Raw genomic sequence first — 22,375 nt, 5'->3', positions numbered from 1 at the left:
GAGAGCGGTGAGTTGAAGGTTGAGCGCGATCCGGACTCAGTTCGTCTCCGCCTCCACCGCGGTCTCGTACGCGGACAACGTGTCGACGAACAGCCGCCGTTGATCGGGGGTCAGCGGGGCGAGGGCGTGACGCCAGGCCGCCGCGCCCGGGGCGAGCCACGCGGAGATCGCCGGTTCGTGGTCGGCCGCGATGGCCACGATGCGCCGGCGCCGGTCCCGCTCGTCCTCCCGCCGTTCCAGGATCCCCTTCCGGCTGAGGTCGCCGATCAGCAGGCTCACCGTGGTCGGGGCGACCTGGAGGCGAGTGGCCAGCTCGTTGACGGTCATCGGGCCGTCGAACAGCAGGTACGCCAACAGGGAGAGGTGGCGTGGAGCGAGGGAGAACGTCCGCAGCGGCTCGGGTACGGGGATCTTCTTCGCCCTGCCCACCAGGCGCGGCATGAGGAGCAGCAACTCCCGGACGGTCGCGTCGACACCGCTGTCCTCGGCGTCGTCACGGGACTCGGGCATGGACATCCGGCACCCCTCGCATTACCTTTGTCATCAAAGCTATTTTGTTCGGCTAGAGAATCCCCGCCATGGTACGTACCGACGCGAACGGAGAACCGCCATGCCGCACTACACCGTGCACATCAGTGAGGAAGCCCTCGACGGGACGGTCGAACCCAAGCTGATCGGCGCCCTGGCCGACGCGGTCGGCTCCGTCTACGGCGAGGGATTCCGCCGCCTCGTCGGCGTCGACCTGGTCGGCCTGCCACGGCACCGGCGGGGCATCGGCGGCGTCCCCACCGACAGGATCGCGCCGCTGGTCACGCTCAGCATGCGTGAGGCCGCCTACCACCTCCCCCAGGTCCCGGACGCCCCCGCCCGGCTGATCGGCGCCACGGCCGACGCGGTGGCGGCGGTCCTCGGGGAGGACATCCGCGCGGAGACGATCGTGACCGTCGAAGGGGTCCCGGACGGGCGTACCGGAGTGGCGGGCGAGGTGGCCTGACCCCGGTGACGGGCGGGCGACTTGACCTCCCCCGGCCGCCGCCCGAGGATCATGAGTCATGACGCCCGGACATGGCAGTACGGTCGACGGGGCGCTGCGGCGCAGCGCCCGCCGCACCCCGGCACGCGTCGCGGTCGAGTACCGCGACCGCACCTGGACCTACGAGGAACTCGACGAGGCCGTCTCCCGCGCGGCGAGCGCCCTGCTCGGTCAGGGCCTCGCCCCCGGCGACCGGGTCGGCGCCTACGGCCACAACTCCGACGCCTACCTCATCGCCTTCCTCGCCTGCGCCCGCGCCGGCCTGGTGCACGTCCCCGTCAACCAGAACCTCACCGGCGACGACCTCGCGTACATCGTCGGCCAGTCGGGCAGCGCGCTGGTCCTCACCGACCCCGACCTGGCGGACCGACTCCCGGACGGCGTACGGGCGTTGCCCCTGCGCGACACCGACGACTCGCTCCTCGGCCTGCTGGCCGCGACCCCGCCGTACGAGGGGCCCGAACCGCGCACCGAGGACCTGGTCCAACTGCTGTACACCTCGGGCACGACGGCCCTGCCCAAGGGCGCGATGATGACCCACCGCGCCCTGGTGCACGAGTACCTGAGCGCCATCGCCGCCCTCGACCTGAGCGCCGGCGACCGCCCCGCCCACTCGCTGCCGCTGTACCACTCGGCGCAGATGCACGTGTTCCTGCTGCCGTACCTCGCCGTCGGCGCGACGAACATCATCCTCGACGCGCCGGACGGCGACACACTCTTCGACCTCGTCGAGGCGGGCCGGGTCGACAGCCTCTTCGCCCCGCCCACCGTCTGGATCGGCCTGACGAACCGCCCCGACTTCACCACCCGCGACCTGAGCGGGCTGCGCAAGGCGTACTACGGCGCGTCGATCATGCCGGTCCCCGTCCTGGAACGGCTGCGTGAACGCCTCCCGAAGCTCGCCTTCTACAACTGCTTCGGCCAGAGCGAGATCGGCCCCCTCGCCACCGTCCTCGCCCCCGACGAGCACAAGGGCCGCATGGACTCCTGCGGACGCACCGTGCTGTTCGTGGAGGCGCGGGTCGTCGACGAGAACGGCGAGGACGTCCCCGACGGCACACCGGGTGAGATCGTCTACCGCTCCCCGCAGTTGTGCGAGGGCTACTGGGACAAGCCCGAGGAGACCGCCGAGGCCTTCCGCGACGGCTGGTTCCGCTCCGGCGACCTGGCTGTCCGCGACGCCCACGGCTACTTCACGATCGTCGACCGGGTGAAGGACGTCATCAACTCCGGTGGTGTCCTGGTCGCCTCACGCCAGGTCGAGGACGCCCTCTACACCCACGAGGCCGTCGCCGAGGTGGCCGTCGTCGGCCTGCCCGACGAGAAGTGGATCGAGGCGGTCACCGCGGTCGTCGTGCCCCGGGGCGAGGTCACCGAGGACGAACTCATCGCCCACGCCCGCGAGCAACTCGCCCCCTTCAAGGCGCCGAAGCGCGTCCTCTTCGTGGACGAACTTCCGCGCAACGCCAGTGGCAAGATCCTCAAACGGGAGCTGCGGGACCGGTTCCGCTGAATCAGCCGTTCCAGCTCTCGAACGAGTGCGCCCGGAAGGCGGCGGGGAGCCGGAAGGGGTGGTGCAGGTCGGTGAGCTGACGGAACAGGTACGGCGTCATCGGCGCGGCCGCAGGTCCACGATCCGCCTGATCTTCCCCACCGACCGCTCCAACGACTCGGGTTCGACGATCTCGACGGCGACCGACACACCGATGCCGTCCTTCACGGCCGCCGCGATGGCCCGCGCGGCCGCCTCCCGGCTCTCGGGGCCCGCGTCGGGGCGCGCCTCCGCGCGTACGGTCAGGGCGTCGAGGCGGCCCTCTCGGGTCAGGCGGAGCTGGAAGTGCGGGGCGACGCCCGGGGTGCGCAGCACGATCTCCTCGATCTGGGTGGGGAAGAGGTTCACCCCGCGCAGGATGACCATGTCGTCGCTGCGGCCCGTCACCTTCCGCATCCGGCGGAAGACCCGCGCCGTACCGGGCAGCAGCCGGGTCAGGTCCCGGGTGCGGTACCGGATCACGGGCATCGCCTCCTTGGTGAGCGAGGTGAAGACCAGCTCTCCCTCCTCGCCCTCCGGCAGTACCTCACCGGTGATCGGGTCGACGACCTCCGGATAGAAGTGGTCCTCCCAGATGTGCAGTCCGTCCTTCGTCTCCACGCACTCCTGGGCGACCCCCGGACCGATCACCTCCGACAGCCCGTATATGTCGACCGCGTCGATCGCGCACCGCTCCTCGATCTCCCGGCGCATCTCCTCCGTCCACGGCTCGGCACCGAAGACGCCCACCCGCAGGGAGGTGCCGCGTGGATCGACGCCCTGGCGTTCGAACTCGTCGAGCAGCGTCAGCATGTAGGAGGGGGTCACCATGACGACCCCGGGCTTCAGGTCCTGGATCAGCTGGACCTGACGGGACGTCATCCCGCCGGACGCGGGGATCACCGTACAGCCGAGACGTTCGGCGCCGTAGTGGGCGCCGAGGCCGCCGGTGAACAGGCCGTAGCCGTAGGCCACATGGACCGTGTCGCCGGGCCGGCCGCCCGCCGCCCGGAGGGAACGGGCCACCATGTCCGCCCACAGGGAGAGGTCGTTCTCCGTGTAACCGACGACCGTGGGGCGGCCGGTGGTGCCGCTGGAGGCGTGGATGCGGCGGATGCGGTCGCGGGGCACGGCGAACATGCCGTACGGGTAGTGCTCGCGCAGGTCCGCCTTGGTGGTGAAGGGGAAGCGGGACAGGTCGGCGAGGTCGCGGCAGTCGTCGGGATGGACGCCCGCCTTGTCGAAGGACTCGCGGTAGAAGGGGACGTGGGTGTACGCGTGGCGCAACGAGGCCCGCAGGCGGTCCAGTTGGAGAGCGCGCAGCGCGTCCACGTCGAGCCGTTCGCCCTCGTCCAGGAAGTCCTGTGCACCCCTCACGGACGCCTCCCTCGCCAGCCATGTCCATTCGGCCGACCGATCATTCGGTCGCCCCTCTCGTGTCAATGATCCAGGCGGGCGGGGAGGAGGCAAGGGGGCGGCACGCACTTTCCGAGCCCCGAGAAGTCCGTTGCACCGCACTGTCACCCCCGTCGAAGATCGGCGCATGCCGACCTTCACCGCACCCGACGGAACCGAGCTCGCCTACCACGTCCGGGGTGAGGGTGACCCCCTCGTCGTCCTGCCGGGCGGGCCCGGGCAGGACTCCGTGTACCTCGGAGACCTGGGCGGACTCACCGCCCACCGCCGTCTGCTCCTCCTCGATCTGCGCGGCACCGGCGACTCCGCGGTCCCGGCGGATCCGGCGACATACCGCTGCGACCGGCAGGTCGACGATGTGGAGGCGCTCCGCGTCCGTCTGGGGCTGGAGCGGATGGACCTGCTCGCGCACTCGGCGGGCGGCAGCCTCGCGATGCTGTACGCGGCGCGGTATCCGCAGCGGGTGGCGCGGCTCGTGCTGGTCACCACCATCCCGTGGGCGCTCGGCAGGCCGGCCACGCCCGAGGACCGGCTGGCGGCGGCGCGCCTGCGCAAGGACGAGCCGTGGTTCGCGGCCGCCTTCCCGGCCTTCGAGGCCTGGCTGACCGGTGAGGACGAGGGCGACGACGACTTCGCGGCCTTCGGCGGCTTCTTCTACGGCCGTTGGGACGACACCGCCCGGGCCCACGCGGCCGCCATGGCGGAGCGGGCCAACCACGAGGCGGAGGAGCGCTTCCACGGTCCGGACGCCTACGACCCGCCCGCTCTCCGGGCCGCCCTCGTCCGCGTCACCGCCCCGGTCCTGGTGCTCGCCGGCGAGGCCGACGGCGGCCCGCGCCCCGAACTCGCCCGCCTCGCCGCCGACGCCTTCCCGCACGCGGAGTTCGCCGTGCAGCCCGGCGCCGGCCACTATCCGTGGCTGGACGACCCGGAATGGTTCGTCCGCCGCACCACCGCCTTTCTCGACGGTTCTCCTCTGCCGTCGGCGGAGTAGCGGCCGATCCCGCGCCGGTTCGGCGTGACCCTCCTATACTGAAATCGCCCCCACCAGTGAGTGGCCGGACGAGCCGCGGAGTGGCCATGCCGGATCAAGCAAAACTCCCCATCGTCTATGTCCGGGGATTCGCGGGCGACACCTCGGGAATCAACCGCGTGGTCCACGATCCTTTCTACGGATTCAACGAGGGATCGACGCATGTGCGCGTGGGGCCGGACAACGAGCCCGCATTCCACCAGTTCGAGAGCCCCCTGCTCCGGCTGCACCTGGACGAGGGCTACCAGATCCTCGTCCAGGGCGGGCAGGAGGCGTACCTCGACACCCATGAGCGGATTCCGCCCGACAGCATGTGGATTCACCGCTTCTACGACGTCTCCGCGAGCACATGGGGTACGAAACCGCGGGAATTCCGGATCGAGGACGCGGCCACCGATCTCCTCCGTCTCATCAGAAGACTCAAGGAGAAAAGCGGCGCACCACGCGTCCATCTCGTCGCCCATTCCATGGGCGGGCTCGTATGCCGCTGCCTGATCCAGAAAATCCTTCCCGACCTCGGCGAGAATCCGGCCGATCACATCGGGAAGCTTTTCACGTACGGTACCCCGCACGGCGGCATCACCTTCGACCTCGGATTCGGCCTCCTGGAGCGGCTGCGCGACGCCGTCGGCATCAACGGCGCCGACATCTTCGGCCCGGAGCGCATGTACGAGTACCTCACCCCCGTGGCCCAGCAGCGCGAGGACGGACCGCCGTCCTCCTGGAGCGCGCGTGAGATGCCCGTGGGGGAGGGCGCCTTCCCGCTGCACCGGGTGTTCTGCCTGGTGGGGACCAACCCCGCCGACTACGACGTCGCCCACGGCCTCTCATCCGCCGCCGTCGGTGCGCGCAGTGACGGGCTGGTGCAGATCGACAACGCCCGTGTGCCGGGAGCCCACCAGGCGTTCGTCCACCGCAGCCACAGCGGCCGGTACGGCCTGGTCAACTCCGAGGAGGGCTACCAGAACCTCCGGCGCTTCCTCTTCGGCGACCTGAGGGTGCAGGCCGAACTCGTCGACCACCGGCTGCCGGTCGGTGACGGCGACACCACGTGGCAGGCCGAGGTGAAACTCTCCGTACGCGGGCTGCCCGTCGTGATGCACGAACGGCTGGCCAAGCACTGGTGCCCGATCCAGCTGCCGAAGCCGGACGGCGGCGGCGCCGCACCCGTGCCGTTGGCGACAGCCTTCCTGCGCGGCGGTGCGCCACGGCCCGAGGACACCGCCACCCTGCGCCACGTGCTGCACGTGCGACTGCTGTCCCTCCGGGAGAAGGACGGAATCCTCTGGTTCGACGACCACCTCGAACAGACCGCCGACTTCGCCGACATCCTCGTCGTCGACGTGGGCACCCGCGAGACGGGCAGCCCGGGCGTCTGGGCGGCCTGGAACTCGGAGATCGCCGGTTCCCTCCGCGCCCACGAACCCTCCGGGGACCCGCTGGGCGACGAGGATCCGCGCAGCGGCGTCTGGGTGGCCCATGTCGCCTTCCCCGACTCGGCCCGCCCCCTCCTCGGTGACCGGGCCCGGATCCGGCTCACCGTCACCCCCTGGGAGTGAACCCCTGGGTCACCGGTCCGCCGCCACCGCCACCTCCCGCGCCCACCGGTAGTCCGCCTTCCCGCTCGGCGACCGGCGGATGGCCTCCGCGATGACCAACTGGCGGGGGATCTTGTACCCGGCGAGGCGGGTACGGCAGTGGCTCTGGATGTCCTCCAGGGACGGCTGCGGCGCGCCCGTGCGCACCTGGACCACCGCCGCCACATGGTTGCCCCACGTCGGGTCCGGCACGCCGGCCACCAGGGCGTCGTACACATCCGGATGCGACTTCAGCGCCTGCTCGACCTCCTCCGGGTACACCTTCTCGCCCCCGGTGTTGATGCACTGCGAGCCACGGCCGAGGACGATGACGACACCGCCCTCGTCGACCGTGGCCATGTCGCCGAGCAACACCCAGCGCTCGCCGTCCTTCTCGAAGAACGTCTCGGCTGTCTTCACCGGGTCGTTGTAGTAGCCGAGCGGGACGTGCCCGCGCTGGGCGACCCGCCCCACCTCGCCCGCCGCGACCGGCTCATGGCTCACCGGATCGACCACCTGAGTACGGGAGTTGACGCGGATACGGAAGCCCCGCTCGGGGCCCGCGTCGTCCGTCGCCGTGCCGTTGAAGCCGGACTCGGAGGAGCCGAAGTTGTCCAGCAGCATCGCGTTCGGCACGAGCGCCTGGAACTGCCGCCGGACCGTGTCCGACATGATCGCCCCGGACGAGGAGACGCTGAAGACGGACGAGCAGTCCGTGCCCTTCATCGGGCCCTCCAGCGCGTCGATCAGCGGCCGCAGCATCGCGTCGCCGACCAGGGAGATGCTGGTGACCTTCTCCTTCTCGACGGTTCGCAGCACCTCCTCGGGCACGAACTTGCGGTGGATGACGACCCGTTGGCCGAAGTGGAAGCCGATGAACGAGGTCAGGGTCGAGGTGCCGTGCATCAGCGGGGGAGTGGGGAAGAAGGTGATCCCGGACCCGCCGGCCGCCACCCGCTCCGCGACCTCCTCCGGCTTCTTCACCGGCTCCCCGGTGGGCGCTCCACCGCCCAACCCGGCGAAGAACAGGTCCTCCTGACGCCACATCACGCCCTTGGGCAGCCCGGTCGTGCCGCCGGTGTAGATGATGAACTGGTCGTCGCCCGAGCGCGCCGGGAACCCCCGCTCCGGGGAGCCGCTCGCCTCCGCGTCCGCGAAGGAGACGGCGGTGACCCCCTCCGCCTCGGCCCCCACCCGGATCAGATGCCGCAGCGAGGGCGCCTGCGGAAGCGCGCCCGCCACCCGGTCCGTGAACTCCGTGTCGAAGACCAGCGCGACCAGGTCGGCGTCCCGGTAGAGGTAGACCAACTCCTCTTCCACGTACCGGTAGTTGACGTTGACCGGCACGATCCGCGCCTTGAGGCAGCCCAGCACCGTCTGGAGGTACTCGACTCCGTTGTAGAGGTGGAGCCCGAGATGCTCACCGGGGCGGACACCGCTGTCGAGGAGGTGGTGGCCGATGCGGTTGGCCGCCGCGTCCAGTTCCGCGTACGTCAGCCTGCGCTCCGCACCCGTACCCGGATGGTCGACGTACACCAGCGCCTCGCGGTCCGGCACCACGTCGACGACCGACTCGAACAGGTCGGCAAGGTTGTACTCCACCGCTCCTCCTGACCTCGGACGGCCTGGCTCCCTGACGGTTCGCCGGTCATCAGAGCAAAGGGCGCCCCAAGTGTGAAGGGCCCGTGCCGAAGAAATCTGACTGACTGTCAGAAAACCCTTGAAGTGCCTTGCCGCCTCCTGCAACCTGTTCTCGTTCTGGACGTGGTGGACGGACGGGAGACGGCGATGGGCGGGACCGAACACCTCACCGTGGAGCGCGAAGGCGCCACACTCGTGCTCACGCTCGACAGACCCGAGGCGAAGAACGCACTCTCACTCGCCATGCTCGTCGGCCTCCACGACGGCTGGGTGGAGGCCGACGAGGACGACTCGGTCCGCTCGATCGTGCTCACCGGCGCCGGCGGCTCGTTCTGCGCCGGCATGGACCTCAAGGCCCTCGCCGGGAAGGGCATGGAGGGCGAGCAGTACCGCGACCGGCTCAAGGCCGACCCCGACCTGCACTGGAAGGCGATGCTCCGCCACCACCGCCCCCGCAAACCCGTGATCGCCGCCGTCGAGGGGCACTGCGTGGCGGGCGGCACCGAGATGCTCCAGGGCACCGACATCCGCGTCGCCGGCGAGTCCGCCACCTTCGGTCTCTTCGAGGTCAAACGCGGCCTCTTCCCGATCGGCGGCTCCACGGTCCGCCTGCAACGCCAGATCCCACGCACCCACGCCCTGGAGATGCTCCTCACCGGACGGCCCTACAGCGCGCGCGAGGCCGCCGACATCGGCCTGATCGGACACGTCGTCCCGGACGGCACCGCACGGGAGAAGGCACTGGAGATCGCCGAACGGATCAACGCCTGCGGCCCACTGGCCGTCGAGGCCGTCAAGGCCTCCGTGTACGAGACGGCGGAGATGACCGAGACCGACGGGCTCGCCGCCGAACTGAAGCGGGGCTGGCCCATCTTCGACACCGCCGACGCCAAGGAGGGTGCTCGTGCCTTCGCGGAGAAGCGGCCACCCGTCTACAAGCGCGCGTAGGCGCTCCGCCGGCGAGCGGGTCGGCAGACGCCGTTCGCAAGACTGCGGGCCGCCGTGGGCCGGTCGCGCAGTTCCTCGCGCCCCTTCGGGGCCCGCCCCCAGCACGCCGACTTCCCGAGGAAGCAGCCTCCGATGCCCGAAGTCCTCAAAGCCCCCCTCGTCGTCGAGTTCCCCTTCACCCGCTCCCTCGGTCCCGTGCAGAGCGCCTTCCTCACCGGACTGCGCGAGCGGGTCGTCCTCGGGGTGAAGACCACCGACGGCCGCACCCTCGTCCCACCCGTCGAGTACGACCCCGTCACCGCCGAGGAGATCCGCGAGCTGGTCGAGGTCGCCCCCACCGGCACGGTCACCACCTGGGCCTGGAACCCCGGGCCCCGCCGCGGCCAGCCCCTCGCCACCCCCTTCGCCTGGGCCCTGGTCCGGCTCGACGGCGCCGACACCGCCCTTCTCCACGCCCTCGACGTCCCCGGCCCCGATGCCGTCCACACCGGACTGCGCGTCCGCGTCCGCTGGGCCGAGGACCGCACCGGTGCCATCACCGACATCGCCTGCTTCGAACCGTACGATCACGAAGGGGAACCGGCCCGACCGACCGACCACACCGGCGAGTTCGAGGACAGGATCACCGGCATCGTCGCCCCCGCCCGCCTCGACTACACCTACTCCCCGGGCCGCGCCCAGTCCGCCTACATCACCGCGCTCTCCGAGCAGCGCACGGTCGGCGAACGCTGCCCCTCCTGCCGCAAGGTGTACGTCCCGCCCCGCGGCGCCTGCCCCACCTGCGGCGTCCCCACCGCCGAACAGGTCGAGGTCGGCCCCCGAGGCACCGTCACCACCTTCTGCATCGTCAACATCAAGGCGAAGAACCTGGACATCGAAGTCCCCTACGTCTACGCCCACATCGCCCTCGACGGCGCCGGCCTCGCCCTGCACGGCCGCATCGGCGGCATCCCCTACGACAAGGTGCGGATGGGCCTGCGCGTCGAACCGGTGTGGACGGAAGGCGCCCGCTACCCCGACCACTACCGGCCGACCGGCGAACCCGACGCGGACTACGACACCTACAAGGAGCTGCTGTGACGCGGGACATCGCCGTCGTCGCCTTCGCGCAGACCGACGTCCTGCGCACCAGCGACGAGCTCTCCGAGGTCGAGATGCTGATGCCGGTCCTGCACGAGGTGCTCGACCGGACCGGCCTGAAGACCGCCGACCTCGACTTCACCTGCTCCGGCTCCAGCGACTACCTCGCCGGCCGCGCCTTCTCCTTCACCCTCGCCCTAGACGGCGTCGGCGCCTGGCCGCCGATCTCCGAGTCCCACGTCGAGACGGACGGCGCGTGGGCGCTGTACGAGGCGTGGACGAAGCTGCTGACGGGGGAAGCCGACACCGCGCTGGTGTACTCGTACGGCAAGTCCTCACCCGGCTCGCTGCGCGACGTCCTCACCCGCCAGCTCGACCCGTACTACGTCGCCCCCCTGTGGCCCGACTCCGTCGCCCTCGCCGCCCTCCAGGCCCAGGCTCTCATCGACGCGGGCGACACCGACGAGCCGGCCCTCGCCGCGATCGCCGCCCGCAGCCGGTCGGACGCCACCTCCAACCCCCACGCCCAGCTACGGGGTTCGCTCCCGCAGGGCGAGTACGTCGTACGCCCGCTGCGCATCGGCGACTGCCCGCCCATCGGCGACGGCGCCGCCGCCGTGATCCTCGCGGCGGAGGACCGGGCGCGCGAGCTGTGCGCACGCCCCGCCTGGATCCGGGGCATCGACCACCGCATCGAGGCGCACTCGCTCGGGGTGCGCGACCTCACCGACTCGCCCTCCACCCGCCTGGCCGCCGAGAAGGCCGGAGCCTTCGAACGGCCCGTCGACACCGCCGAGTTGCACGCCCCGTTCACCGCTCAGGAGGTCGTCCTGCGCAAGGCCCTCGAGCTCGGCGACGACGTGCGGATCAATCCGTCCGGCGGCGCCCTCGCCGCCAACCCGATGATGGCCGCCGGACTCGTCCGCATCGGCGAGGCCGCCGCCCGCGTCCATCGGGGCGAGTCCGACCGCGCCCTCGCCCACGCCACGTCCGGACCGTGCCTGCAACAGAACCTGGTCGCCGTACTCGAGGGGGATCCGCGATGAGCAAGGAGCCCGTGGCCGTCGTCGGGATCGGCCAGACCAAGCACGTCGCCGCCCGGCGGGACGTGTCGATCGCCGGACTGGTGCGCGAGGCCGCGCAACGCGCCCTCGACGACGCCGAGTCGACCTGGGCCGACATCGACGCCGTCGTCATCGGCAAGGCGCCCGACTTCTTCGAGGGCGTCATGATGCCGGAGCTGTACCTCGCCGACGCCCTCGGCGCGGTCGGCAAGCCCATGCTGCGCGTGCACACGGCGGGCTCCGTCGGCGGATCCACCGCGCTGGTCGCCGCGAACCTGGTCGCCGCCCGCGTCCACGGCACCGTGCTGACCCTGGCCTTCGAGAAACAGTCCGAGTCCAACGCCATGTGGGGCCTGTCCCTGCCGATCCCCTTCCAGCAGCCCCTTCTCGCCGGTGCCGGCGGCTTCTTCGCGCCGCATGTGCGCGCGTACATGCGGCGCAGCGGCGCGCCCGACACCATCGGCTCGCTCGTCGCGTACAAGGACCGCCGCAACGCCCTCAAGAACCCCTACGCCCATCTCCATGAGCACGACATCACCCTGGAGAAGGTCCAGGCCTCACCCATGCTCTGGGACCCGATCCGCTACTCGGAGACCTGCCCCTCCTCCGACGGTGCCTGCGCCATGATCCTCACCGACCGTGCGGGGGCGGCCCGTTCCCCGCGTCCGCCCGCCTGGATGCTCGGCGGCGCCATGCGCAGCGAACCGACGCTGTTCGCGGGCAAGGACGCCGTCTCCCCGCAGGCCGGCAAGGACTGCGCGGCCGACGTGTACCGGCAGGCGGGGATCTCCGACCCGCGCCGGGACATCGACGCCGTCGAGATGTACGTGCCGTTCTCCTGGTACGAGCCCATGTGGCTGGAAAACCTCGGCTTCGCCGCCGAGGGCGAGGGCTGGAAGCTCACCGAGTCCGGGGTGACGGAGCTCGACGGCGACCTGCCCGTCAACATGTCGGGCGGTGTGCTGTCGACCAACCCCATCGGCGCCTCCGGCATGATCCGCTTCGCGGAGGCGGCGCTCCAGGTGCGCGGCCAGGCCGGGGAACACCAGGTGGACGGGGCCAGGAGGGTCCTCGGCCACGCCTACGGCGGCGGCTCGCAGTTCTTCTCCATGTGGTTGGTGGGAGCGCGCCCGCCCGAGTCCTGAGAGGTCCGCCTCATGTGCTCTGTCCGCGTCCGGGACCGATCGCTAGGCTGGCCGCGGACGACGAACCGGGAGGAGCACGGACGTGGCCGAGACCACCATCCAGCATCAGCCGTTCGCGGGCTGGGACAAGCCCGAACTGGACCTCAGCAACGCCGAGTGGCAGTCCAGTAGCAGGGGCCTGGGGGATGTCCAGATCGCCTTCGTCGAGGGATTCATCGCGATGCGCAACAGCGGCCGCCCCGAGGGCCCTTCCCTGATCTTCACGCCGGCGGAGTGGGGCGCGTTCGTGTCGGGCGCGCGGGAAGGGGAGTTCGATCTGACCTGACGTCCCCTCAGTCACCCCCGTTCGGCCGCGGCGGGCCGAACCGGCGGTGTTCTCCCTGATTTTCCGGACACGCGACGTCTCGGACCCGGCCGGGGCCGCGGCCTGAGCCAGGCTGGCTCCAGCAGGACGAGGGTCGTATCCCGGAGGTGAGGACCATGAGCACCCTGCCGGTCGTCGCGGCGGTCGACGGTTCCGAGGACAGTTGGCGCGCCCTCGACTGGGCCCTCGACGCCGCCCGCCGACGCGGGGTGCCGCTGCGTGTGGCGCACGTACGCCAGTACGCCGCCTGGACGCAGCCCGGCGCCCCCGTCGTCGTACCCCCGCCCCCGGACCAGGACCCGGTGCTCGCCGACGCCCGCGCCCGGCTGGCGGGGGGCGCGGACCGCACGGACGTGGAGTACCTCGGCCTGGACGGGGCGCCGGGTGCCCTGCTGCCCGAGCTGGGAGCCGAGGCCGAACTGCTCGTCCTCGGCTCCCGGGGCCGGGGCGGCTTCCGGAGCCTGCTGCTCGGCTCCAACGGCCTGACCGCCGCGCGCGACGCCGAGTGCCCGGTCGTGGTCGTCCCCCGGCCGGGCCGCGAGGTCGACGGGCCGCCGCAGCCCGAGCCCGGGCCCCGTGTGGTCGTGGGCCTCAAGGTGGACGGCCCCGACGACGCCACCCTCGACTTCGCCTTCACCGAGGCCGCCCTGCGCGACGCCCGCCTGCAGGTGGTCACCGCCTATCCCTGGCCCCTCCCCACCTGGGTGGCCCCCGGCGAGCTGCTGCCGCCGGCCGTCGACCAGGACGTCCTCGAGCACCAGACGCGCACCCTCGCCGAGGGCTTCCTCGCCGCACACCGGGAGCGCCACCCCGGTGTCCGCGCCGAGCCGTACCCGGTTCCCGGCGACGCGGCCGGCCACCTCGTCGCGGCCTCCAAGGACGCCGACCTGACCGTCGTCGGCCGCCACCGCCGCCGCCTGCTGGCCCCCGCCCGCATGCTGGGCTCCGTCACGCACGCCGTCCTGCTCCACGCGGCGAGCCCGGTGGCGGTGGTGCCGCCGGCGCCGGGAGAGGAGTGAGGCGGGGACCAGGCACCCTGCGGGCCGGTCGATGTGGGCCACCTTCGGGGGCGGGCACGTGGTGTGTCCGGTGGTGTCGCCGGTGTCGGGAGAGGGGTGACGAGAGGGGTGAGGCGGGGCCGGGCGTCGGGCGGGTCGGTCGGTGCGGGCCCCTGTCGTCTCACCGCCTGGGTGCGGGCCCACGCCGACGACCTTCCGGACACCGCCGGACACGTCCCGGACGACACCGCCCTCACTGCCGTCCGCGCCCTCTTCGCGCACACCGTGCGGCCCGGTGCCCCCAGCCCCGCCGACGCCACCCGACTGCTGCCCGTACCCGAGGCCCTGCAGCGTCTCGACGCGGCCGCCGCCCGCACCCCCACCCTCCCGGTCCTGCGCTGGGCCGAGGACGCCGACCCCGTCGTCCAACGTCGTCCCGTACCGGACCACGCCGACCTCACGGCCACCCTCGCGCAGGCCGCGATCGCCTTCCTCGCGGGCCCCGACCGGCACCCTCTGCGCGCCTGCCACGCCCCCCGCTGTGTCCGCTACTTCCTCAAGGACCATCCCCGCCAGGAGTGGTGCCAGCCGTCCTGCGGCAACCGCGCCCGAGTGGCCCGCCACCACGAACGCCACAAGCAGGCCTCATGGAAGGCCCTGACCGACCGGGCGGAGTGCGGAGGCCTTAGGGTTCGGCCCACGGACGCATCGGCAGGGGAGGGGAGCGGGACGGTGGACGCGGAAGACCCGGTGGTGGCACTCGGACGCCTCATGGGAGCGGCGGCGCAGGAGGGCCGCGCGCGGATCGACTGGTCCCGCGTCGAGCAGATCTGGGACATCCGCTTCCCCTCGGACTACGTCCGCTTCATGGAGGCATACGGCCCCGGACTGGTCAGCGAGGCTGTCGTGGTGCTGGACCCCGTACCACGGCCCGAGCGGCCCAGGGACGGCTCGGGCCTGCTGGAGGAGACGGAGAACGCCCGCCTTACCTGGGAGATGGAAGGGGAGGACGCCGACTTCGACGCCGACCCCGCCACCATCCTGGCCTGGGGCGTCACCTCCGGCGCCGACCTGTACTGCTGGCTGACCACCGACGACGACCCGGACCGCTGGCCGGTGCTCATCTGGGGGCGGCACACCAGCCCCGCCTTCCAGCTGCACCCGTTCGGCATGGCCGAGTTCCTCCACAGACTGCTCGCCGACCCCGGCTTCCAGGAGGAGACGATCAGCGTGGAACTGCCGGAGCCGGCGTCCTTCGCAGCGGCCCGGCCGCACCCCTGAGAAGAGCCGCGGCACCACCGCGAACAGGCGGCCTCCCGGCCGACGCGGGTGGCCCCGGTACACGTACCATGGCGGCATGTCGTTCCTCCGCCGCCGTAGCGCCACGCCCGCCGGGCCCGACTTCGACGTACTGGCCATGGACCCGGGTGACTGGCCCGGCAATCTCGGCGCCGGGCTGCTGCCCGCGCCCGACGGCAGCTGCCAGGGCGTCTTCCTGCGCTACGACCTCTTCGGCGGCCGCGGCCCCGCGATGATCATCGGCAACCTTCCCCAGGGCTCCCCGGCCCGCGAGGTCGCCGAGGGCGAGGTCCCCTTCGAGGTGGCTCAGCTGCTGCTCGCGCTGGAGAACGACGAGGAGGTGACCGTCGTCGGCACCGAGGACATGCCGGTGATGCAGGGCGACAACCTCCTGATCGTGCGCCGCCTCAAGCTCTCCGAGAGCCGTATCTCCTGCGTGCAGTTCGACCGCAGCGACAACGTCCTGGTGACCATCGCGGCCTGGGACCGGCCCATCACCGACGACCTGTACGCCCTGCTGAAGCCGCTCCCGGCGGAGCTTTTCCAGCAGGGCTGAGGGATCTAGGAGGACGCCAGGCGTACGTCCGCCGCCCGGACGAACGCCACCCGGTGCCCGTACTGGATCTGGTAGTACAGGTCCTTGCCCACCACGACCCTGTGCGCGTCGGTGGCGAAGGTGACCGCGTAGTAGTACTCGCCCGGCACCGTGTCACCGACCACGTACTTCTGGCCCTTCGGCAGCCGGTACGGCAGCGGAGAAACCGCCTGGGCCGGGACTCCCGCCGGATAGGCCGACGCCTCCGGGTAGGCCCGTCCGTAGAGCGGGACGCTGTCCACGCCGTCCTTCGGGGTGACCACCAGGCCGGACGCAGGCACGGCCGTCGGCTGCTTCGCGGGATTCTTGAACCACGCCTTCTGCCCGAGGTACCAGATCGCCGTCCAGTCGCCCCACCGGCCGGCGACCGCGTACTGCTGGCCGGTGGAGACCCGCGAGGAGATGTCGTTCACGCCCGTGGTCGGGGTCGTGCCCAGACCGACGTCCTTGATCAGGGCGGACTTCTCGTCGTGGTCGGAGTACAGCCGCACCTCGCTGGAGCCGTGCGCCGCGCACGTCTCGCCCTTGGCGACACAGCCCGTGTACACCGGCTGGTTGGCCGGGTACTGGGGCCGGATCGTCACCAGGCCGCCGCTCCTGCGGGCCGTGGCGGTGAAGGGACTGCCCAGCAGCTCGAAGTAGTGCGCCCAGTCCCAGTACGGGCCGGGGTCGGTGTGCATGCCCGCAACGGCCGCCGTGGTCGGGCCCGGCACGTTGTCGTGGCCCAGGATGTGCTGCCGGTCCAGCGGGATGCCGTACTGCGCGGCCAGGTACGCCACCAGCCGCGCCGACGACCGGTACATCGCCTCCGTGTACCAGGAGTCCGGGAAGGCGAGGAAGCCCTCGTGCTCCAGACCGATCGACTTGGCGTTGACGTACCAGTTGCCCGCGTGCCAGGCCACGTCCTTCGCCTTCACGTGCTGCGCGATGTGGCCGTCGGTGGAGCGCAGTGAGTAGTTCCAGGAGACGTAGGTCGGGTCCTGGACCAGGTTGATGACGCCTTCCCAGCCGCCCTCGGTGTCGTGGATGACGATGTACTTGATCGGCTGGGACGCCGGCCGGTCCGCCAGGTCGTGGTTGCCGTAGTCGCTGTCGCCGAACTGCTCGTACGGCGCCGGGATCCACTCGCAGGAGACGGTCCGCGGGCACTCGGTGCCCGCGGCGGAGGCCGCTCGCAGGCCCGTGCGCCGCAGCCGGCTCGTCTCGGGCACCAGGTCCGGCTGCGCCGCCAGGGCCACCCGCTGCCCCGCGTCCGTGGTGCGCTTCGCGCCGGTGCGGATCACGTCGAACACGTCGTTCGCGTAGGCGGCGGCCGTCGCGCTGTCGTCGGCACCCGAGAAGGCCGCCACCGCGCCGTACCAGTCCGCAGGGTCGGTGCTCAGCGGCTCCCCCAGGTCGCGCTGTGCGAAGGCGAGCAGCGCGGCGCCCCCGGCCACGTTCGCCGCCGGGTCCGACCGCAGTTCCCTGGTGCTCAGCCCGGTAAGTTCCGCCGCCTTCGGAAGCGTCCTGAGACGCGCCGGGAACTCGGCGTCCTCCGGGAGCTCCGCCACGGGGTGCAGGGGCCTACGGGCGTCGTCGCCGCGCGGGTCCTCCCTGCCCTCGCCGTGATGCAGGGCCGTGGAGAGGGCCATGCGGGTGTCGGTGAGGTGCATCGGGCCGTAGCCGCCGGTCACGCTCGGCGCTCCGGCGTGCGCGTCCCACCGGGACTGGAGGTAGGAGACGGCCAGCAGCACGCTCTGCGGTACCTGGTACTCGGCGGCCGCGTCTTCGAACGCCCGCTGGAGCCCGGTCCCTGAGTCATCGGTCGCGCCCGTGGAGGGGGTCGCGCCGAGCAGGGGCAGCAGCAGAGCCGCCGACACCATGGCGCCGGCGGCTCTGCGGGTGCGTGCGGTACCGGGGAGAGGTCTGGGGTGGGTGACGGATCCTCGCAAGGCAGCCTCCTGGGACGAGCGAGCGGGGCGGGGCGTGCGGGGCCGAACGTGGGGCAGTGGTATCGGCTTGCCGACGATCCGTCAATCATGCCCACAGCCAGGGGATTTCCCATGTCAACAGGGGTCCGGCGAGTTTCGTGGCGGCGGCGTCCGGGCCTGCGGGGCGCCGGTGGAGTACACCGATGGGCGAGCACATCCGGGGGACCGGACATGCGAAGGTCCGCGGTGCGCCGCCGCTCTGGCGCACCGCGGACCTTCATCCCCTCAGCGAGTGCCGACCGCTGCCCGCACGGCTCGCCGAGCCATCTGGCAGTCGTCGTGCAGCCGCCGCAGCAGCAGCCGCTGCTCCTCGCCGGACGGCGCGACACCCGGGTGGGCCACCCCCGGAGCCGTCGGGGTCGTGTCGTGCATCGAACGCTGCACGGCTGTCTCGTAGGTGCGGATCTCCCGGGTCAGGACCAGCATCAGGTTCACCAGGAACGCGTCCCGTGAGGCCGGGCCCGCCGACTGGGCGATCTGGCTGATCTGACGGCGCGCCACCGGCGCGTCGCCCAGCACCGACCACAGCGTCGCCAGGTCGTAGCCGGGCAGGTACCACCCCGCGTGCTCCCAGTCCACCAGCACTGGACCGGCCGGTGACAGAAGGATGTTCGACAGGAGGGCGTCGCCGTGGCAGAACTGGCCCATGCCCTGACGGCCCGCGGTCGCCGCGATGCCGTGCAGCAGCTTCTGCAGGTCGCCCAGGTCACGGTCGGTGAGCAGACCCAGTTCGTGGTAGCGGGAGATCCGCGCCGCGTACTCCAGCGGCGCGTCGAAGGTGCCCGCCGGCGGCCGCCAGGAGTTGAGCCGGCAGATCGCGCCGAGCGCCGCCCTGATGTCCGCGCGCGGGGGGGCCTCCGCCGGATGCCGCTGCAGTGCCGCCACTCGTCCCGGCATCCGTTCGACGACGAGCGTGCAGTTGTCCGGGTCCGCCGCGATCAGTCTCGGCACCCGCACCGGGGGGCGGTGCCGGACGAACGCGCGGTATGCGGCTATTTCGTGGCGGATCCGCTCGGTCCACACGGGCGAGTGGTCCAGTAAACACTTCGCCACGGCCGTGCTGCGCCCCGTCGTCCCGACCAGGAGCACGGAGCGTCCGCTGCGGCGCAGCACCTGCACCGGGGCGAACTCCGGGCAGATCCGGTGCACGGACGCGATCGCCGTGCGCAGCTGGGCGCCCTGGGGGCCGGACAGGTCGAGCCTCCCGCTGAGCGGTTGCGTGCCGGGGAGCCCCGCGGGACGCCGGCCGCGGCCCGCGCCGAGCCCGGGGGACGCCGACCGCGCGGGGTCGAGGTAGGGGCCGCCGCCGCCCGGGCGGGTGTGCAGCGACCGGGGCGGGGCGGACACGGAGGACGATGCTGCGTACATGGGCGGACAGATCCCTTCGTGTGCCTGCGAGACAAAGCGCTGCCCGGCCCGGCCTCCCGGGTGCACCCTGGGGAATGTCCCTCGGCGACCGGGGCGGGGTGGCGCGTTCCTACCTGACACCGGACGCCCAGTGGCACACCATCTGGCGAGGCATGGCGAACCCTGGCGAATAGTCGCCCGGCAACCCTCACCGGGCTACTGTCAACTCAGCCGAGAACCTGGGGGCTTACGTGAGCGGACAACCCAACACCCGGCTCGCGGACCTGTTCGGCCTGGCCGGCTGGTCCAAGGGCGAACTCGCGAGGCAGGTCAACCGGCAGGCGGCGGCCATGGGCCACCCGCAGCTGGCGACGGACACCTCCCGGGTGCGGCGGTGGATCGACATGGGAGAGATCCCGCGCGATCCGGTGCCGCGGGTGCTGGCGGCTCTGTTCACCGAGCGACTCGGCCGTGTCGTGACCATCGAGGACCTCGGTCTGGTCCGGCACGGGCGTACGGGGAAACGGCAGGGCGGCGGGAGTGCGGAACATCCCGACGGCGTGCCGTGGGCGCCCGAACGGACCGCCGCGGTCCTCACCGAATTCACGGGAATGGACCTCATGCTCAACCGACGCGGCTTGGTGGGCGCGGGTGCCGCGCTCGCCGCGGGATCAGCACTCAGCAGCGCCATGTACGACTGGCTGCACACCGACCCCATCCTCTCCGCCGACGCTCCCGTCATCGACCATCCCCTCCTGCACGCCGACTCCGCCGGGTTCGACCGCTACGAGGCCGCCCCCATCGGGACGGAGGAGGTCGACGAACTGGAGCGCTCGGTCGAGGTGTTCCGAGCCTGGGACGCCGCCCGTGGAGGCGGGCTCCAGCGCAAGGCCGTGGTGGGCCAGCTCAACGAGGTGGGCGGCATGCTCGCCTACCGTCACCCACCCCACCTCCAGCGGCGCCTGTGGGGCGTCGCGGCCAACCTCGCCGTCCTCGCGGGCTGGATGTCGCACGACGTCGGCCTGGAGCCCACGGCCCAGAAGTACTTCGTCATCGCCGCCCATGCCGCGCGAGAGGGTGGTGACCGGCCCCGCGCCGGCGAGGCGCTCTCCCGGGCGGCCCGTCAGATGGTGCACCTCGGCCGGCCCGACGACGCCCTCGATCTGATGAAGCTCGCCCAGTCCGGCTCCGGCGACGAGGTGCTGCCGCGGACCCGGGCCATGTTCCACACCATCGAGGCCTGGGCGCAGGCGTCGATGGGCAAGGGCCAGGCCATGCGCCGCACCCTCGGTCAGGCGGAGGACCTGTTCGTCTCCGACAAGGGCGATGTGGAACCGCCGGCCTGGATGCAGACCTTCAAGGACGAGGACCTGTACGGCATGCAGGCCCTGGCCTACCGCACCCTGGCCGAGTTCGAGCCCGGCGCGGCCGTGCACGCCCAGTACTACGCCGAGAAGGCGCTGGCGCTGCGCGTCGACGGACGGGAGCGGTCGAAGATCTTCGACCATCTGTCCATGGCGTCGGCCTGCTTCATCGCGGACGACCCCGAGCAGGCGGACCGGTACGCCCGGCTGGCCCTGATGTCGATGGGCTCGAACTCCTCCCGCCGCACCTGGGACCGGCTGCGCCAGATGTACCGGCTCACCGCGGAGTACGCCAACTACCCGCGGATCAGCGAGCTGCGCGAGGAGATCCGGCAGGCGCTGCCGAAGCCGAAGGGGGGGAGGGGCGGCAACACCGCCCAGGCGTAAACCGGTCGGCCGTAGGTCGGTTGGCCGCACGTCGGTTGGCAGGGCCGGTTGCCACGGTCCCGGTGGGTCTTTTACGGCGTCACCCGGGCGACGAGCACACAGGCGTCGTCCTCGCGGTCGCGTGCGCCGAACTCCTCCACGACCATCCGCACGCAGTCCTGTGCGGTGCGCGCCGCGTCGAAGCGCGGGGCCAGGTCCAGCAGGGGGCTCACGTCGGCCGGTTCACTGCCGCTCCGGGGTACCAGCCCGTCGGTGTGCAGCAGGAGCAGGTCGCCTTCTTCGAGGGTCTCCTCGGCCTGCCCGTAGGCGGCGCCCGAGGTGGCCCCGAGGAGGACGCCCTCCGGTGCGCCGAGCCGGCGCCCCGTCCCGTCGCGGAAGAGCAGCGGGGCGGGGTGTCCGGCCTGCGCCCACATCAGGGTGCGGGTGCCGGGACGGTAGCGGCAGCAGACGGCGCCGGCGAGGGCCGGCTGGGCGCCCGCGTCCAGTAACTGGTTCAGCCAGGACATCAGTTGGGCCGGCTGGGTGCCCGCCATGGCCATGCCGCGCAGGGCGCCCAGCATCATCGCCATGGTGGAGGTGACGGCCGGGCCGTGCCCGGTGAGGTCGCCGACGCTCAACAGCGTTTCACTGTCGGGGAGTTCGAGTGCGTCGTACCAGTTGCCGCCGATCAGTGACGTCGTGGAGGCGGGCAGGTGGTGCGCGGCGAGATCGAGCGAGCGCGGGCCCTGGTGCGGGAGCCGCAGGGAGCCCCGCCAGGGCGGCAGCACGGCTTCCTGCAGCTCGACCGCGAGCCGGCGCTCGGTCTGTGCCGCGTGCCGGTGGCGCTGCAGTGAGTCACCGGTCTCGCTCACCGTCCGCTGGCTGCGGCGCAGTTGGCTGACGTCCCGCAGTACGGCCCACATCGAGGCGGTGCTGCCGTCGGCGTCGAGTACGGGCTCGCCCATCATGTGCACGGTCCGGACCTCGCCGTCCGGCCGTACGATCCGGAACTCGTCGTCGATGGGCCGGGCGTCGACGAGGCAGTCGGTGACCATAGCCGTCAGCTTTGGCCGGTCCTCCTCGAGGACGAGGGAGGGCAGTTCGTCGAGGGTGAGCGGGGGGGCGGCCGGGTCGCGGCCCAGGAGCTCGTACAGCTCGCCGGACCAGACGGCCTCGTCGGTCAGCAGGTTCCACTCCGCGCTGCCGACCCGGCTGAGCACCCCGCCGCGCCGGGGAGCGGTGGGTGCGGGTGCGGCCTCGGTCTGGGGTGGGCCGTCCCGCAGCTGGGCCAAGTGGGCGTCGAGGTCGTTGAGTTGGTGCAGCGCCAGGTCGTAGAGCGCGCGCTGCCAGCGTCCCTGGGGGTCCGTCCCGTCGTCCTGTGCGTCCCGTCGTACGGCGTCCACCTCGCCCTTGAGCCGTCGCGTCTGCGTGATCAGCGCGTCGACCGAGCCGCGTCCTGGCGGCTGGGCGGCTGGGCGGTCCGCAGAGAGGTGGGGTGGCATGACGCACTCCGATGCGGGGGACGGGGACGACCAAAGGCTGACGGAAGGGCCGTTACGACTGTTGCACAGCCCGCGACTCCGTGTAAGGGATTTGGCAACACA

General features: G+C 71.9%; 19 protein-coding genes and 1 pseudogene. 14 read left to right on the top strand and 6 right to left on the bottom strand.

The features are described 5' to 3' along the window. Positions 1-36 precede the first annotated feature (36 nt). Entirely contained in the window at positions 37-510 is a 474-nt protein-coding gene (locus IE263_RS36855) for a MarR family transcriptional regulator (protein WP_189942418.1), read from the bottom strand. Between the two features lie 100 nt (positions 511-610). On the opposite strand from IE263_RS36855, the gene IE263_RS36850 reads away from it, so the two are divergent. Then, on the top strand, positions 611-994 hold the full coding sequence (locus tag IE263_RS36850) for a hypothetical protein (RefSeq protein WP_189942417.1): 384 nt from the start codon (positions 611-613) through the stop codon (positions 992-994). Positions 995-1,052: 58 nt separating this feature from the next. After that, positions 1,053-2,546, top strand: a complete 1,494-nt coding sequence (locus IE263_RS36845) for an acyl-CoA synthetase (protein WP_189942416.1) — start codon at positions 1,053-1,055, stop codon at positions 2,544-2,546. A 96-nt stretch (positions 2,547-2,642) separates the two neighbouring features. On the opposite strand, the gene paaK is transcribed toward IE263_RS36845, so the two are convergent. Further along, the gene (gene paaK, locus IE263_RS36840; RefSeq protein ID WP_189942415.1) at positions 2,643-3,941 is read right to left on the bottom strand and encodes a phenylacetate--CoA ligase PaaK; all 1,299 of its coding nucleotides are present in this window, start codon (positions 3,939-3,941) and stop codon (positions 2,643-2,645) included. Between the two features lie 166 nt (positions 3,942-4,107). On the opposite strand from paaK, the gene IE263_RS36835 reads away from it, so the two are divergent. Together IE263_RS36835 and IE263_RS36830 are read left to right on the top strand one after the other, a co-directional pair. After that, positions 4,108-4,974 carry an alpha/beta fold hydrolase gene (locus IE263_RS36835; protein WP_189942414.1) on the top strand — a complete coding sequence of 289 codons (867 nt, stop codon included), beginning with the start codon at positions 4,108-4,110 and terminating at the stop codon, positions 4,972-4,974. Positions 4,975-5,060: 86 nt separating this feature from the next. Beyond that, complete coding sequence (locus tag IE263_RS36830; RefSeq protein ID WP_189942413.1) at positions 5,061-6,572, top strand: esterase/lipase family protein; 1,512 nt, start codon at positions 5,061-5,063, stop codon at positions 6,570-6,572. A 9-nt stretch (positions 6,573-6,581) separates the two neighbouring features. Here IE263_RS36830 and IE263_RS36825 read toward each other — a convergent pair whose 3' ends face one another. Then, entirely contained in the window at positions 6,582-8,192 is a 1,611-nt protein-coding gene (locus IE263_RS36825; protein WP_189942412.1) for an acyl-CoA synthetase, read from the bottom strand. A 186-nt stretch (positions 8,193-8,378) separates the two neighbouring features. On the opposite strand from IE263_RS36825, the gene IE263_RS36820 reads away from it, so the two are divergent. From IE263_RS36820 to IE263_RS36780, 9 genes and pseudogenes are all read left to right on the top strand, one after another. Continuing rightward, positions 8,379-9,179 carry a crotonase/enoyl-CoA hydratase family protein gene (locus IE263_RS36820; protein ID WP_189942458.1) on the top strand — a complete coding sequence of 267 codons (801 nt, stop codon included), beginning with the start codon at positions 8,379-8,381 and terminating at the stop codon, positions 9,177-9,179. 132 nt (positions 9,180-9,311) lie between these two features. After that, a complete protein-coding gene (locus IE263_RS36815; RefSeq protein WP_189942411.1) occupies positions 9,312-10,259 on the top strand; it encodes a Zn-ribbon domain-containing OB-fold protein in 948 nt (315 codons plus the stop codon). Then, complete coding sequence (locus IE263_RS36810) at positions 10,256-11,305, top strand: thiolase family protein (protein WP_189942410.1); 1,050 nt, start codon at positions 10,256-10,258, stop codon at positions 11,303-11,305. Before IE263_RS36815 ends, IE263_RS36810 begins: the two co-directional genes overlap by 4 nt. Beyond that, entirely contained in the window at positions 11,302-12,468 is a 1,167-nt protein-coding gene (locus IE263_RS36805) for a thiolase family protein (protein ID WP_189942409.1), read from the top strand. The genes IE263_RS36810 and IE263_RS36805 overlap by 4 nt, the downstream gene beginning before the upstream one ends. 82 nt (positions 12,469-12,550) lie before the next feature. Further along, on the top strand, positions 12,551-12,793 hold the full coding sequence (locus tag IE263_RS36800) for a DUF397 domain-containing protein (RefSeq protein WP_189942408.1): 243 nt from the start codon (positions 12,551-12,553) through the stop codon (positions 12,791-12,793). A gap of 155 nt (positions 12,794-12,948) precedes the next feature. Further along, a complete protein-coding gene (locus tag IE263_RS36795; RefSeq protein WP_189942407.1) occupies positions 12,949-13,851 on the top strand; it encodes a universal stress protein in 903 nt (300 codons plus the stop codon). Positions 13,852-13,995: 144 nt separating this feature from the next. Next, positions 13,996-14,478 (top strand): annotated as a pseudogene (locus IE263_RS36790) (CGNR zinc finger domain-containing protein); the annotation flags it as partial. 123 nt (positions 14,479-14,601) lie between these two features. Continuing rightward, positions 14,602-15,111, top strand: coding sequence for an SMI1/KNR4 family protein (locus IE263_RS36785; protein WP_189942457.1), 510 nt, complete (start codon positions 14,602-14,604; stop codon positions 15,109-15,111). Between the two features lie 76 nt (positions 15,112-15,187). After that, a complete protein-coding gene (locus tag IE263_RS36780) occupies positions 15,188-15,685 on the top strand; it encodes a hypothetical protein (RefSeq protein WP_189942406.1) in 498 nt (165 codons plus the stop codon). Positions 15,686-15,690: 5 nt separating this feature from the next. On the opposite strand, the gene IE263_RS36775 is transcribed toward IE263_RS36780, so the two are convergent. Continuing rightward, positions 15,691-17,655, bottom strand: a complete 1,965-nt coding sequence (locus IE263_RS36775; RefSeq protein WP_373312206.1) for an N-acetylmuramoyl-L-alanine amidase — start codon at positions 17,653-17,655, stop codon at positions 15,691-15,693. A gap of 264 nt (positions 17,656-17,919) precedes the next feature. Then, the gene (locus tag IE263_RS36770) at positions 17,920-19,062 is read right to left on the bottom strand and encodes an aminoglycoside phosphotransferase family protein (RefSeq protein ID WP_189942405.1); all 1,143 of its coding nucleotides are present in this window, start codon (positions 19,060-19,062) and stop codon (positions 17,920-17,922) included. Between the two features lie 230 nt (positions 19,063-19,292). On the opposite strand from IE263_RS36770, the gene IE263_RS36765 reads away from it, so the two are divergent. After that, the gene (locus tag IE263_RS36765; protein WP_189942404.1) at positions 19,293-20,792 is read left to right on the top strand and encodes a DNA-binding protein NsdB; all 1,500 of its coding nucleotides are present in this window, start codon (positions 19,293-19,295) and stop codon (positions 20,790-20,792) included. A 71-nt stretch (positions 20,793-20,863) separates the two neighbouring features. Here the strand turns inward: IE263_RS36765 and IE263_RS36760 are convergent, their stop codons facing one another. Next, positions 20,864-22,273 (bottom strand): PP2C family protein-serine/threonine phosphatase, encoded by a 1,410-nt coding sequence (locus tag IE263_RS36760; protein WP_189942403.1) that lies wholly within the window; start codon positions 22,271-22,273, stop codon positions 20,864-20,866. Between the last annotated feature and the right edge of the window lie 102 nt (positions 22,274-22,375).

The sequence above is a fragment of the Streptomyces aurantiogriseus genome, from assembly GCF_014649375.1.
Taxonomy (GTDB): Bacteria; Actinomycetota; Actinomycetes; order Streptomycetales; family Streptomycetaceae; genus Streptomyces; species Streptomyces aurantiogriseus.
This window is presented reverse-complemented; position numbering and strand designations above follow the sequence as displayed.